The organism is Thiothrix winogradskyi (assembly GCF_021650935.1).
Lineage (GTDB): Bacteria > Pseudomonadota > Gammaproteobacteria > Thiotrichales > Thiotrichaceae > Thiothrix > Thiothrix winogradskyi.
Genome location: NZ_CP091244.1, coordinates 556,522 through 569,674, shown reverse-complemented (window position 1 = coordinate 569,674; position 13,153 = coordinate 556,522). Strand labels below are relative to the sequence as shown.

The 13,153-nt window shown below is 43.3% G+C and carries 14 protein-coding genes; 12 read left to right on the top strand and 2 right to left on the bottom strand.

All coding sequences use genetic code 11. From position 1 onward, the window contains the following. Nucleotides 1–80 precede the first annotated feature (80 nt). Nucleotides 81–1,127 carry a Fic family protein gene (locus tag L2Y54_RS03125; RefSeq protein ID WP_236499770.1) on the top strand — a complete coding sequence of 349 codons (1,047 nt, stop codon included), beginning with the start codon at nt 81–83 and terminating at the stop codon, nt 1,125–1,127. A gap of 50 nt (nt 1,128–1,177) precedes the next feature. On the opposite strand, the gene L2Y54_RS03120 is transcribed toward L2Y54_RS03125, so the two are convergent. After that, nucleotides 1,178–1,507 carry a helix-turn-helix domain-containing protein gene (locus L2Y54_RS03120; RefSeq protein ID WP_236499768.1) on the bottom strand — a complete coding sequence of 110 codons (330 nt, stop codon included), beginning with the start codon at nt 1,505–1,507 and terminating at the stop codon, nt 1,178–1,180. A 195-nt stretch (nt 1,508–1,702) separates the two neighbouring features. Here L2Y54_RS03120 and L2Y54_RS03115 point away from each other — a divergent pair, with 195 nt between their 5' ends. Next, nucleotides 1,703–1,837: an HIT family protein gene (locus L2Y54_RS03115; protein ID WP_236499767.1), complete on the top strand. Its 135-nt coding sequence runs from the start codon at nt 1,703–1,705 to the stop codon at nt 1,835–1,837. On the opposite strand, the gene L2Y54_RS03110 is transcribed toward L2Y54_RS03115, so the two are convergent. After that, nucleotides 1,834–2,037: a DUF433 domain-containing protein gene (locus L2Y54_RS03110; RefSeq protein ID WP_236499766.1), complete on the bottom strand. Its 204-nt coding sequence runs from the start codon at nt 2,035–2,037 to the stop codon at nt 1,834–1,836. The genes L2Y54_RS03115 and L2Y54_RS03110 overlap by 4 nt on opposite strands. A 115-nt stretch (nt 2,038–2,152) precedes the next feature. On the opposite strand from L2Y54_RS03110, the gene L2Y54_RS03105 reads away from it, so the two are divergent. The 10 genes from L2Y54_RS03105 to L2Y54_RS03060 all read left to right on the top strand — a co-directional run bounded on the left by L2Y54_RS03105 (nt 2,153) and on the right by L2Y54_RS03060 (nt 12,985). Next, nucleotides 2,153–2,368, top strand: coding sequence for a hypothetical protein (locus tag L2Y54_RS03105; protein WP_236499764.1), 216 nt, complete (start codon nt 2,153–2,155; stop codon nt 2,366–2,368). Further along, nucleotides 2,358–3,290 carry a DUF4007 family protein gene (locus L2Y54_RS03100; RefSeq protein ID WP_236499763.1) on the top strand — a complete coding sequence of 311 codons (933 nt, stop codon included), beginning with the start codon at nt 2,358–2,360 and terminating at the stop codon, nt 3,288–3,290. Before L2Y54_RS03105 ends, L2Y54_RS03100 begins: the two co-directional genes overlap by 11 nt. Continuing rightward, the gene (locus tag L2Y54_RS03095) at nt 3,287–6,763 is read left to right on the top strand and encodes a hypothetical protein (RefSeq protein WP_236499762.1); all 3,477 of its coding nucleotides are present in this window, start codon (nt 3,287–3,289) and stop codon (nt 6,761–6,763) included. Before L2Y54_RS03100 ends, L2Y54_RS03095 begins: the two co-directional genes overlap by 4 nt. Then, nucleotides 6,756–7,094: a phosphoadenosine phosphosulfate reductase domain-containing protein gene (locus L2Y54_RS03090; RefSeq protein ID WP_236499761.1), complete on the top strand. Its 339-nt coding sequence runs from the start codon at nt 6,756–6,758 to the stop codon at nt 7,092–7,094. The genes L2Y54_RS03095 and L2Y54_RS03090 overlap by 8 nt, the downstream gene beginning before the upstream one ends. Nucleotides 7,095–7,139: 45 nt before the next feature. Beyond that, nucleotides 7,140–8,285, top strand: a complete 1,146-nt coding sequence (locus tag L2Y54_RS03085; protein ID WP_236499760.1) for an ISAs1 family transposase — start codon at nt 7,140–7,142, stop codon at nt 8,283–8,285. 53 nt (nt 8,286–8,338) lie between these two features. Next, nucleotides 8,339–8,848, top strand: a complete 510-nt coding sequence (locus tag L2Y54_RS03080) for a hypothetical protein (RefSeq protein ID WP_236499759.1) — start codon at nt 8,339–8,341, stop codon at nt 8,846–8,848. Nucleotides 8,849–8,923: 75 nt separating this feature from the next. Beyond that, a complete protein-coding gene (locus L2Y54_RS03075) occupies nt 8,924–9,475 on the top strand; it encodes a hypothetical protein (RefSeq protein ID WP_236499758.1) in 552 nt (183 codons plus the stop codon). A gap of 1 nt (nt 9,476) precedes the next feature. Continuing rightward, nucleotides 9,477–10,199, top strand: coding sequence for a hypothetical protein (locus L2Y54_RS03070; RefSeq protein ID WP_236499757.1), 723 nt, complete (start codon nt 9,477–9,479; stop codon nt 10,197–10,199). A 54-nt stretch (nt 10,200–10,253) separates the two neighbouring features. After that, nucleotides 10,254–11,294 (top strand): IS5 family transposase, encoded by a 1,041-nt coding sequence (locus L2Y54_RS03065; protein ID WP_236497348.1) that lies wholly within the window; start codon nt 10,254–10,256, stop codon nt 11,292–11,294. 182 nt (nt 11,295–11,476) lie between these two features. Continuing rightward, complete coding sequence (locus L2Y54_RS03060; RefSeq protein ID WP_236499756.1) at nt 11,477–12,985, top strand: hypothetical protein; 1,509 nt, start codon at nt 11,477–11,479, stop codon at nt 12,983–12,985. Nucleotides 12,986–13,153: the final 168 nt, after the last annotated feature.

Genomic DNA, 13,153 nt, shown 5'->3' with positions numbered 1-13,153 from the left:
GCTTTCTAAAGTGCGCAATGTTTGCGTATTGGCTAATTACGGCTATTATTGGCTAAGGTTTTTCACTTTTTTGGCTATTTATGAAAACGCATTCCCTGACAATCACCCCCGAAATGCTCAAGTTAATTGCCGAGATCGACGAATTCAGGGGCGGTTGGAAAGCTATCCACGGCATGACCCCAGAACGCTTGGAAGCCCTGCGTCGGGTGGCAACCGTGGAAAGCATTGGCTCTTCCACCCGGATTGAAGGCGCAAAGCTGAGTGATGCCGAAGTGGAAAACCTGCTGGGGAATATCGGTAAGCAATCGTTCCAGACCCGTGATGAACAGGAAGTGGCAGGCTACGCAGAAGCGATGGAAACCGTTTTCCAAAGCCATGACGACATACCCCTGACTGAGAACTACCTGAAACAATTCCACGCCCTGTTGCTACGCCATAGCGACAAGGACGCACGCCACCGAGGGCAATACAAAACCCTGAACAACCATGTAGAAGCCTTCGACGCATCCGGCAAGAGCCTTGGGGTAATTTTCAGGACAGCTACACCGTTTGACACCCCACGGGAAATGCAGGCACTGGTGGACTGGACGCGCACCACATTGGAAGACCGCAGTCTGCACCCGCTGCTGACTGTAGGCATTTTCAACGTAGTGTTTTTGGCTATCCATCCGTTTCAGGATGGCAACGGCAGGCTGTCACGGGTGTTGGCGACCTTGTTGCTACTGAAGGCTGGTTACAGCTATGTGCCTTACACCTCGCTGGAAAGCATCATTGAGCGCAATAAAGATAGCTATTACCTCGCCTTGCGTCGCACTCAAGGTACACTCGATCAGGAAGCCCCTGACTGGTTGCCCTGGCTATCATTTTTCCTGCGTTCTCTGAAAGCTCAGAAAGACTATCTGGCGGCGAAGATGGCGGATAACCTAGGCTGGGAAAGCCTACCCGCAGATAGCGTCAAGATTCTCGAATACCTCAAGGACAACGGGCGCATCACCATGAAACAGGCGGAGGAACTCACCCATATCCCACGCGCCACCCTGAAACTGCGCATTGCCCAACTGATGGAAAACGGGCATATCCAGCGGCACGGGCAAGGACGCGGCACCTGGTACACGCGGAAAGGTTAGGAAGTTTTTGACCCGTGCCCTGAGCGTAGTCGAAGAGCAGACCCGATACCTCAATCAGCTTTTCTGCCTTTCTTGTCAGTGCCCAGCAATTTAGCGTCCTGCAATTTGCGCCCAAATTCATCATCCTGCGCTACGTTGGCAAGGTCTTCCGCTAGATTCAGTGCTGCCAACATAGTCAGGTAGTGACCGATGGAAACACCAGCATCCCCCTTTTCGATTTTACGCAAGGTGATGGGGCTGATACCGGTGCGTTCGCTGATCAGTTTCTGGGTAAGCTGGCGGCGTTTGCGTGCCAACTTGATGTTTTCTCCCAAGGTGCGCAGGATTTTTTGCTGCTTGGGGAAGAGGATAGCTTTGCGTCGGTCTGGCAAGTCATTCATAAAGACACTATTCTAATGCTTTGTCGGTAAAAAGCATATTATAGTATCTTTCAAGAAGCAATTGGATACCCAGCACCAGCCCGCAGGCTATAACGCGGCTTCCAGTTACGTTGTAATTGTTCAGACACAGATGAAGAACCTCACCCCAACCCCTCGCCTGTCAAGGAGAGGGGGGCGGGGGGTGAGGTTCTTTAATTGCTGCATCTCACCCAGCAGCAATTGGATACCCAACACCAGCCCGCAGGCTATAACATCGGGGTGAATGTTGGGGAGGCGGCAGGGCAAACCGTGTTTCACCTACATGTGCATGTGATAGGCAAGCGGAATTAGCGAGCGGCATACATCAGCACGGCGCGGATGTCGGCTGCTTCCAAATAGGGGTAGTCCTCAAGAATCTCTTTGGTTTCCATGCCTTCAGCCAGCATCCCCAGCACATCTTGTACACGGATACGCAAGCCGCGAATGCAAGGGCGACCGCCACATTTGCCTGTTTCAACCGTGATGCGGCTTAACAAATTTTCTGATGTCATCGTTTATTAAACCTCATAGAACAGATATATGATTTTGTTATCCATCAATTTTATTTGCAGGGAATACGTATGTAATGTTACATAGTCTGTGTAATGTAACATTGAGGCTTAAGGCATGGCTAGGGGAACAAGTGGTCGAATTGTCATCGAAATTGACCCAGAAACCAAACAAGAGCTATACGAACAACTTGAAAAAGAAAATTCAAATATGAAGGCGTGGTTTCTTGCTCATGTTGAAAACTTCCTAAAGGGCAAACAACAACTAACACTAGGATTCACACATCATGCACCTCCTAGCGTTAGCGTAAAGGTTACAAATCATGAAATTTAACCCTAAAAGCATGTCTTTCGGCAGACATGAAACATTCCCCTTGCGTTACAGTTGGCTGACCAAAGCCTATCAAGAGGTAGTAACTGATTCCGCAGTATTTGATGCAGATGATGCGACTGTTAGACTTGGCGTTGGTAAAAACATGGTCAATGCTATTCGTTACTGGGCGCAAGCTACCCAAATCATCGAAAAAACAGGAACAGGCTACCATCCGACAAAACTGGGGCATTTCATCTTTGATGAGAACGAAGGTGTTGATCCCTATCTTGAGGATGAAGCTACAATTTGGTTATTACATTGGCACATGGCAAGCAATCCTGAACAGGCAACTTGCGCCTACTGGATGTTCAATCGTTATCACAAACCAGAATTTACATCAGAACAAGCTATTGATTCTTTAGTGGATTTTTTAAAACAGAATAGCAATATAAAACCATCTAAAAACACACTTAAAAATGATGTAGCTGTCGCTTTGCGTATGTATTCCGATACCCGCCCGAAAGCTAAGCAGTTCTCAGACGAGTTTTTAGATACGCCGTTTGCATCCATCAAACTCTTGTCATTATTACCTGACAACAAAACATACAAGGTACAGGTGGGCGATCATGGACACTTGCCTATCGAGGTGCTTGCTTATGCAGTTGCATCGCTGTTCAATGCGACAGGAGAAAAGGCATTGGCTATCGAAGATTTGATGTATGGCAAAAATGACTATCCAGCACCGGGAGCCGTATTTTGCCTGACTGAAAGTGCTTTTCTCTATAAACTAGAAAAATTAGAGCAGAGAAAAGATACGCCATTCAGGTTTCGGGAAACAGCAGGAGTCAGAGTGCTTTTCAGAACAAGTGATGCCCAACTTGAACCTATGAGTTACCTGCGCCGTTACTACAAACAATCGAACTTTATTGAGGCAGCAGCATGAGCTTAGCCGGACAAATACAAGTCAATACAAATTACACACGTTCAATTAACCTTGAGCGCGATGCTGACTCACTAGCTATTGTTAATGCCTATATTCCAACCACTCGTGCATTGGATACATTGGCGCGTGTCGGCGAAACCATTACAACAGTGAAAAGTATGCCTCGCGCATGGACGCTAATGGGGCCATATGGTTCGGGAAAGTCATCCTTTGCCGTATTTCTTTCGCACTTGTTAGGCGCAGCAGATGATGTAGCCACGGATGCGGCTCAAGCAGTCCTAGCACGTTGCAATGAGATAGTTATTGACCAGTTTTGGGATGAAAATGGGGAGTCATTGGAGCATTGCAGAGTTTTCTTGACCGGCAGCCCTGAGCCACTAAGTAAACGACTTGCTAAATCATTACATGAGGGAGCTACGGCATTCTTCTCTCGTGGACAACGGCAGTATCCGTTAGTACTTGAACAATTAGCTCACTTATCTGCACAAGATCATATTACCGTTACGGAAACGATTGATACGATCAACCAGTTACAAGAAGCAGTGGCTAGTGCAGGAGGCTACGGTGTTTTGATTGTGATTGATGAGCTAGGTAAGTTCCTAGAGTATGAAGCTCGTCACCCTGAAGCAAACGATATTTACTTGTTACAAGCATTGGCTGAGCAGGCATATAAAGGCTGTGAAGATGAGAAAGGAGCAATTCTTTCAGTGTTCGTGTTGCTGCACCAATCGTTTGAACAATATGCGCGTGGATTAGGTCGTACTCAACGTAATGAATGGGCAAAAGTTCAAGGACGTTTTGAAGTTATTCCTTTCCTAGAGTCCGCAGAACAAACTTTACGAATTGTTAGTAAAGCCGTTGAACAACCTAAAAAACTTCCAAAGGCAGTAACGAAAGAAACAGAACAATTATCTGATTTATTAGGTAAGTGGCAGGCTTTGCCAAGCACTTTAGATCAGCATTCTGCTAGTCAATTGTTCCAACAATGCTATCCGTTACACCCTATCAGTGCATTGTTGTTGCCACTGCTTTGCCAAAAAGTGGCTCAAAATGAGCGCACCTTATTCAACTATTTGGGAAGCACAGAGGCATTTGGATTTCAGGATAGTCTCAAACGTTTAGAGCGTCTTGGTGATTGGATTTACCCTTGGGAAATTTACGACTACTTTATTAGTAACCAACCTGCTGCGGTCGTTGACCATCTTACACATCGTCGTTGGACAGAAGTTGTCACCGCGTTAGAGCGTTTAGGCGATGACAACCCTGATGCAGTGAGAGTTCTGAAAACCGTTGGTTTGTTGAATCTGATCGGGGCGCAAGCGGGCTTAAAAGCCTCTAAGGAAATCCTCAGTTATTGTTTGCATGACTCTGATGCTGTCACGAATGCGTTGGAAGTGTTGCAGAAACGTGCAGTTCTACAATTACGCAAGTACAACAACGAGTACCGTGTATGGCAAGGTAGTGACTTTGATTTAGAACTCCGCTTGCAGGAAGAACGCGGTAAATTAGGTGTATTCAGCCTTGCAGAACGCCTTAGTAGGCAACATGGTGGAATGCCGATTGTTGCACGCAAATTCTCCATTCAAAAAGGAGCAATGCACTATTTCACGACGGCGTTTACTGATGCCAGTTCAGTGAATCAAATTGGCGAAAGTGCGAGTGTTCCGCGTATTGTTTTCTATCTCGCTGAAGATCAACGGGACGATGAAACCTTTATTAAGCAAGTCGTTGCTCATGCCTCGCCGCTTGATGTATTGGTGAAATACCCTCATGCAGCAGCACTACGCGATGCAGTTGCCGATGTTTTAGCATTAGAAGCCGTGCAAAACAAATCCCAAGAGCTACATTCTGATTCAGTCGCACAACGAGAGTTCAGAGATTACTACCAAGCGGCACTACAGGCGGAAGAAACTCAAGTTCACCTACTGTTAGAGCAGCCTCAACGTAGCCAATGGTATTGGCGAGGTAAACCTGTTCAGATTGATGGTAAACGGACGTTTCAAAACAAACTATCTGACATATTAGGTAGCTTGTATTGCCGAATGCCAACGATCAAAAATGAACTGATCAACCGCGACAAACCATCAAGCCAAGCAGCCGCAGGGCGTAACAAATTACTTGAAATGATGCTGTTGCATCCAGATGAAGAAGCTTTAGGTATTGAAAAATTCCCGCCTGAAAAAGCTATGTATCTTGCGTTATTGCGTGAGTCCGGCATTCATCGGCAGGATGAAACAGGTAAATGGGGATTTTTCTCACCCACTAGTGGCAGTTCTTTACAGGCAACTTGGACGGAAATTGAGGAGTTTCTGAATTCAACTGAGCAGAAAGCTCGACCTTTCAGTGATCTGGATGGCATCTTAACTTCAATACCATTTGGTCTAAAAAATGGTGTGTTGCCTGTGTTGTATTTGGCGGCTTACTTTGTACATCAAGACGAATTAGCTTTATACGAAGACGGTCAGTACCTCCCGACACTCAGTAAAGATGTCTTAGAACGTTTTGTGAAAACACCAGAACTGTTCAAGGTGCAACTGTTTAGAATTGAAGGTATCCGCGCCACTATTTTCAAAGAATACATGACTGCCTTATTCACCGATGGCAAGACACGAAGTGTAGTTCAGGCTATCAAACCACTAGCTACATTTGTGGGTGGTTTGAATGAATACACACAAAAGACTAGTGACTTGCCTGAACACGCTAAGGCATTCCGTAATGCATTCCACTTATCTAAATCACCCGAACAATTATTGTTTGAGGGAATTCCCCAAGCACTAGGTTTCGAGATAAGAGCAACCGAACAAGCCAAATTCGATGGCTATGTTGAAAAGTTAAAAGATACATTGAGCGCATTGAAACATGCTTATTCCAAGATGTTAGATGAGCAGCAAAAACTATTGGCACAGGCTCTACGTCTAAACGCCGATGCAACGATTTCTGAGATGCGACACATCACAGGGCGTTATATAGGACTTGAAATATATACGGTAGATACCGATGGATTGAAAGCATTCATCAACCGTCTTACCAATACGGATAAGGTTGATCACGATTGGTTTATCGGTATTTTGATGTTTCTTGGTAAGAAATCGCCAGAGAAATGGCTTGATGGTGATAAGACACAAGCGGATTGGCGGTTGAGCGAGTATTCTCGACGAATGCTTGATCTTGAGTCTTTACGCATCCATGACCAAAGAAAACGGCAAACAGATGATGAATTTGATGTCATCTTAGTCAAATCTATTCGGAAGGGTTCACCTGAACGTCAACAACCCGTAGCCATAAGCAAAAATCAGCGAATAGCCACCGATAAGTTGAAGCAATGTATCCAATATGAGCTTTCGAGCGTGGATAAGGAATTACAACTTGCTGTATTAGCAGAATTATTGGATGATTTCTTGTCTGATTATCAGTCATCTCAGAAGACTGTCAATATTTCTCAGCCAAAACTTAGGAAGGTGAAGCGTGACTAAGCATCTAAGCATACATGAAGCTTCGCAACTTGATAATTCACGCCACGTATTAGGCTTGTCGGGTGGAAAGGATAGTGCGGCTCTTGCAATTTACCTTAGAGATCATTACCCGGAAATTCACAATCGAGTAGAGTACTTTTTCACTGATACAGGAGCCGAACTACCAGAAGTCTATGATTTTCTTGAGAAACTTGAGGCATATTTAGGTAAGAAAATCGAATACCTGAGTTCAGAGCGGAACTTTGAACACTGGTTAAAGTTGCACAATAATTACTTGCCATCTCCCAAGCAACGTTGGTGTACTAGGGTAATCGCATTAAAATGGTCTTGACAAAAGTCCCTTAAGCTTGTTTCCTTTCATGCTTTTGGTTGCCTGATGAAACTCCGCCCGACAGCCTCGATACTCGAACACTTTGCTTCAATCCCTGACCCACGCTTAGATCGCCGTAAGCGACACAAACTGAGCGACATTTTCTTTATCACGCTGTGCGCGGTGATTTGCGGCGCGGATGACTGGGCATCCATCGAACAGTTTGGCAGAGCCAAAGAAAAGTGGTTCACCAGCGTACTGGATTTGAAGCATGGTATCCCGTCACACGATACCTTTGGGCGCGTTTTTGGGTTGATCGACACCCAGCAGTTCAGTGAGTGTTTTAGTCGCTGGGTGGCAGACTTGGGCGACCTTAGTGACGGTGAAATCATTGCCATTGATGGTAAATGCCTGCGCCGTAGCCTTGATAGCGCATCAGATAAGTCGGCCATTTACATGGTCAGTGCTTGGGCAACTCAAAACCAGTTGGTGCTAGGTCAGCAGCGGGTGGATGACAAGTCCAATGAAATCACTGCCATCCCTAAACTATTGATGCAACTGGATATTGCAGGAGCAGTGGTGACGCTGGATGCGATGGGATGCCAAACCGCCATTGCCCTACAAATCGTAGACAAAGGTGCAGATTACCTGCTCAGCTTAAAGGGTAATCAAGGCACACTTCACCAAGACGTAAAGCTGTTCTTTGAATCGGCTAACACCTGCCCACCCGTGGGACATGTCAGCTATGACGGTGGACATGGACGGATTGAGACCCGTAGTGTACGCGCCACATCAGCTATCGACTGGTTAAAGAAAGACCATGTTCATTGGCCTAAGCTCACTAGCATCATTGCTGTGACGGCTACCCGCGAATGCAAGGACAAAACCACGGAAGAAACCCGTTACTTCATCACCAGTATGGAAGCCTCAAACCCTGAACGTTTAGGGCAAATCGTGCGTGCGCATTGGGGCATCGAGAACAATTTGCATTGGGTATTGGACTACGCTTTCCGCGAAGATGACCAACGAATGCGTTCCGGTAACAGCGATGCGAATATGGCGGTTGTTCGGCATATTGCCCTCAATTTGGTCAAAACCGAAAAAACCGTCAAGCTCGGCGTGAAAAACAAACGTCTTAACGCAGGCTGGGATGAGGATTACCTACTAAAAATCGTTACAGGCAGACCAGGGGCTACCAAGCCTAAAACTTAGGGCTTTGTAAAACAAGATATATTTAATGCGATTGCCCTAGTTGGTGTACTCGCATGATGAAAATCAAACCATTTGAAGCTTTTGTCGGTGATGATCCAGTCGTGACTTATATTGGTATTCGGGCTGATGAAAACCGAGAGGGGTATGTCAGTCAAAAAGATACCATTCAAGCTGTTTTTCCTTTTATTGAAGATAGCTTGATCAGGGCAGATATTTTTAAAATTCTGGAAGATACTGTGGGTATTCCTGAGTATTACCAATGGCGTAGTCGTTCTGGGTGCTATTTTTGTTTCTTTCAACGCCAAGATGAATGGCTGGGATTGAAACGTGCCCATCCTGATCGGTTTGCTGATGCAGTCCGTATTGAGAAAGAAGCAGGACAAGGTTACACGTGGGTACAAGGAAAAACCTTAGAAGAAGTTGTTGCACATGCAGAGAAAAGGGAGAAAGAAAAAGCTGTATGTAAGGCAAATATCATTTATCCAGTCAAATGGCAGGATACGCTCAAGAACCAGGATGATGATGACCCTGAAGACCAATCCTGTATTATCTGTTCTTTATAACATATGAAAATAACGTGGAATCAAATCTTATTAGGCCATATTCCTGAATCCCCAGGGATATATGCATGGTATTATGTGCATGAAATCGGTAGGCGAGATATTGAATATACCATTCAAAAAATAAACGAAGAAAAAGGTTTTGAATGCAAATCTCGAATTATGCGGGATTTTCTGATTGAGAAAATTTTTTCTCACTATGAAGAACAGCCATATGTCGCATCAATTGAAGGAAAGTTGAAACTTAAGTATCAAGGCGAATTATACCCAAAGCATGAAATATCCCAAGGATTATTAGAGCGTTTATGTGAAAAGCCTGAAACATTATTTGAAATAGCCAAGATACTCAAGGATATATCACCTAACTTTATGAGACCTTTGTATATTGGAATGGCTGGAAATCTACATCAGAGAATAACAATACACAAAAATAACATTCAAAAATACAAAGCTATTGTAGACGAATATTTTTTCTATGAAGATAGCTTTGCGGCTCGTGTCGTAAAAAGAAAGTTTAGATTAAACAATTTGTACATTACTATTCAGGAAACATCTAAAGATGAAAATATGCATGTTTCCTTAGAAAATATTTTGAATCGGGTTAATTATCCAGTATTGGGAAGAAATTAATATGAATGAAGATGCATTTTCAATCGAAGTCGAATCAGCACTCAATACAACATTAGAAGGAACAACTGGTTCCTTTAAGATAGGAGATGGAAGTGATGGGCATTCGTCTCTTGAAGTCAAATATTTTTTGACACATGTTGGTTTGGATTTTGAAAACTCTCAAAATAGCCAAATACTAAGTGAATTAGCACCTGTTCGAGAAATTTTCGATACAAAATCTTTAGACTTTGACCAAATAATGCAAAGGGATATTAATGATGCAAGGGTATCTTCAAAGTTAATTCCTTATATTTTAGATGAAGAAAATACAGTCTCCGTAAAATTTTTTCCACCTATAGTCATAATGGCTTTGCCAATAGAATCCATCGGAGCAAACCCAGAAAAAAGATACCCTAAAGTTACTGCTTTTGAGTCAAATGAAAAGAAAAATGGTATTGCTAAATGGTATATTACTCGTTCAGGAGAAATTGGCAGTGAGGTTTTTCAGTTTGAACAACCGATGATGCCTAACAATGTCATATTGAAAAAGCAATTAGTTAAATTTAGATTTAACAATAAAAGATGCAAGCTTGTTATTGTTGATGGACAACATCGAGCAATGGCATTGTTAGCTTTATACCGAAACATCAATAATGAGTGGAGTGATAGCAAAAGAAAACCTTATGAACCATATTATGAAGAATGGACTCCTGATTACATTAGGGAACCTCTAAAAACCCACTGATACCCACACAAATGTGAGAAAATGCTCATCTGAGCCACCGCCCCGTTACTAGCCATGCCCAAGAAAAGTGCCATCAAAACCAGTCTGTTTGCCGCCGAAGAGCGTGAACAGAAACTCGACCGCAAGGGCGACCTGCTGTCCACGCTGAACCAGCACGTCAACTTTGTCGCCTTGGCAGCAGAAATCGACCACATCGCCCCACGCCCAAGTGACAAGCGAGGAGGCCGTCCACCCTACCCAACGGAACTGATGGTACGGGTCTTGGTGTTGCAACACCTGTACAACCTGTCGGACGAGGCATTGGAATACCAATTGCTTGACCGGCTGTCGTTCCAACGGTTTTGTGGCCTGCGTCATTCCAGCACGATCCCGGATGCCAATACCTTGTGGGTATTCCGTGAACGGATCAGTGCGGCAGGTGGTGCGGATGCCCTGTTTGATGCCGTCCAACGGCAATTACAACAACACGGTTTTATTGCCCGTGGTGGTCAAATCGTCGATGCCACGCTGGTGGAAGCCCCTAAACAACATTTCCACAAAGAAGAAAAAGCGCTGTTGGAACAAGCGGCAACACCCGCTGGCTGGACACCTGCCCAACGTCGCCAAAAGGATACGGAAGCAAGCTGGACGAAAAAACACGGCAAAAGCTACCACGGCTACAAACTCAGTATCAGTGCCGATCGGAAATACAAACTCATCCGCAAACGCCACATCAGCACCGCCAAAGAGCATGACACCAACCATTTTGAAGCGGTGCTTGACCGAGCCAACACCAGCCGTGACGTATGGGCGGACAAAGGTTATGAAGACCAATCCCGTGAACAACGCCTCAACCAAGGTAGCTGGCGGTTACACATCCAGCACAAAGCCAAGAAAGGCAAGCCGCAATCCGACTGCCAGAAACGCCGCAACACCCGCATCGCCAGACCCCGCGCACGGGTTGAGCATGTGTTTGGGTCAATCTGTGCGATGGGTGGCAAAGCCATCCGCAGCATTGGGTTGGCACGGGCAGTATTCGGCCTCAGCATCAAAGCAACCGTGTATAACCTGCGTCGGCTCTGTTCGCTCAGAGAGGGCGGAGTTGTGCCCATTTGATGGAGAAATTCCCGAAAAAACAGCAAAAATGCGGAAAAACAACCTGATTGTGGCTTGGTGTGCTAAAAATTGAGATGGGTTGGTGTTTTTTTAACAAAATGCCGATAGGCCAACGCTAACCGTTGCAATACGCCGGGTTTTTAGAGGTTCCCATTAGACAATTCAATCTTAAAGAGGTTGAATTGCCAGTAATCATATGTACAGTTCCTAGTTTAGACATTAACTATAATGGTGATTATAGTCTCGAAAAAGCAGCTCGATCAGTTTTTTTAACATTGAACAAGACAGCTCGTCCAGTTTCTGGCGCACGAAATCTATTGTTAGATGACAATGATTTAATTTCATTTTTTATGCGATCTGTCTTAAGTGAGATAAAGGATTCGTCCGATCAGCGTTCTGATCATTTTCTTAATATAAATAACATAGATCTCGACGAAGAAAAGCAAAAATTAAATAATCCAATCGCAATTAGCAGCGTTAAAAGCCTTTACTATACCATAGAACATCTTGTATTGAGTACCGTGGAATCCACAGTAGGATTAGGTGATAGAAAAGGTAAGTTTGGTAATAGAAGTGATTTTGAGACTGGATTAGAGAAGCTAAATGGTCATAACGATTTACTTCAAGAGCAATATGACAGTTTGTCACGTTTCCACTTTTCTAGTGAGTCTGCTGACATTCTAAATAAAAATTTTATGTTATTCTATGGAAAATTCATAATAAAATTTTACAAGCAATTTTTGCCATTTAGAGTATACAGTGAAGCGACCTTGCAATTAAAAGGTAACATAAAAAGAAGTGATGATACTCACATCAATTCAATGATTTTCAATGGTCAAGGAGAGATTAATGTATTTGAAGAATACATGAAGGACTTAAGTGATAGAAAAGATAAACTATCATTAAAACACTTACCAAGAATCGAGAAGGTTCTTAAAGATTTGAATGATACAAAGAAAAGATTAGACTCAAGGATTCAAGAACTCTACAGCATTCGCTCTGAATATTACCTGCGTGATAACAAAGATAAATCAAAGCTTACTGACGGCACTGCTATAAAAGATGTAGTACACAGAACAATAAAACAATTATATAATGATGTATTTTCATCTCAGGCATTTCAAGCATCTCTGATTTGCACCTTTTTTGGGGAGGTAGAAGCGTGTGCAATAGATAATAAGACAGATGATTCATCAATAGAAACACTTTTGGTGGAGTATCTTTCCCAAATCAATGAATTCTTTTATCCAAAATCATTGGTATCATTTAAACGAATAATTAATTTATTTATTGGGGAAATGCAGTTTAATGAGAGCAATGGAGATATTAAAATTCTGCATAACAGTAACACTACTTTTGGACAAATTGTATCTCTCAACGAAATGAAGCCTAATTCTTGGCCAAAGTATAGATATATAATGCTTGAAATATGGAGTTCATCTAATGAGATATTGAATAAACGTATCGCCGAGCAGCTTGAAATATGTCGTCAAGATGTTTCAAAACAACTTTTCAATAAATTCAAAGATAATTACTCAAAAGAACACAGACGCCATGAAAATGAACTTTCTGAGGATGATATTAAACACATACTTGAAATTGCGTACAAAGACTACAATGACTTCCTCAAAAATCTAGGAAGATCATCTACACTTAATGAAAGTATTTTTAAAAAATACGTTAGGTCATAATGCAAGGTAAAGTAGTTGGCAATGATCATTATATTTATCTTGATTCCTTAAAGCTTTCAAGACTAGACGCAATGATTTTATCTGAAATAAAATCATTGCCTAGTTTTGAATTGGAGACGGCAAATATCCTTAAGACGAATAATCGTCAAAATACCATTTCATTTTTGA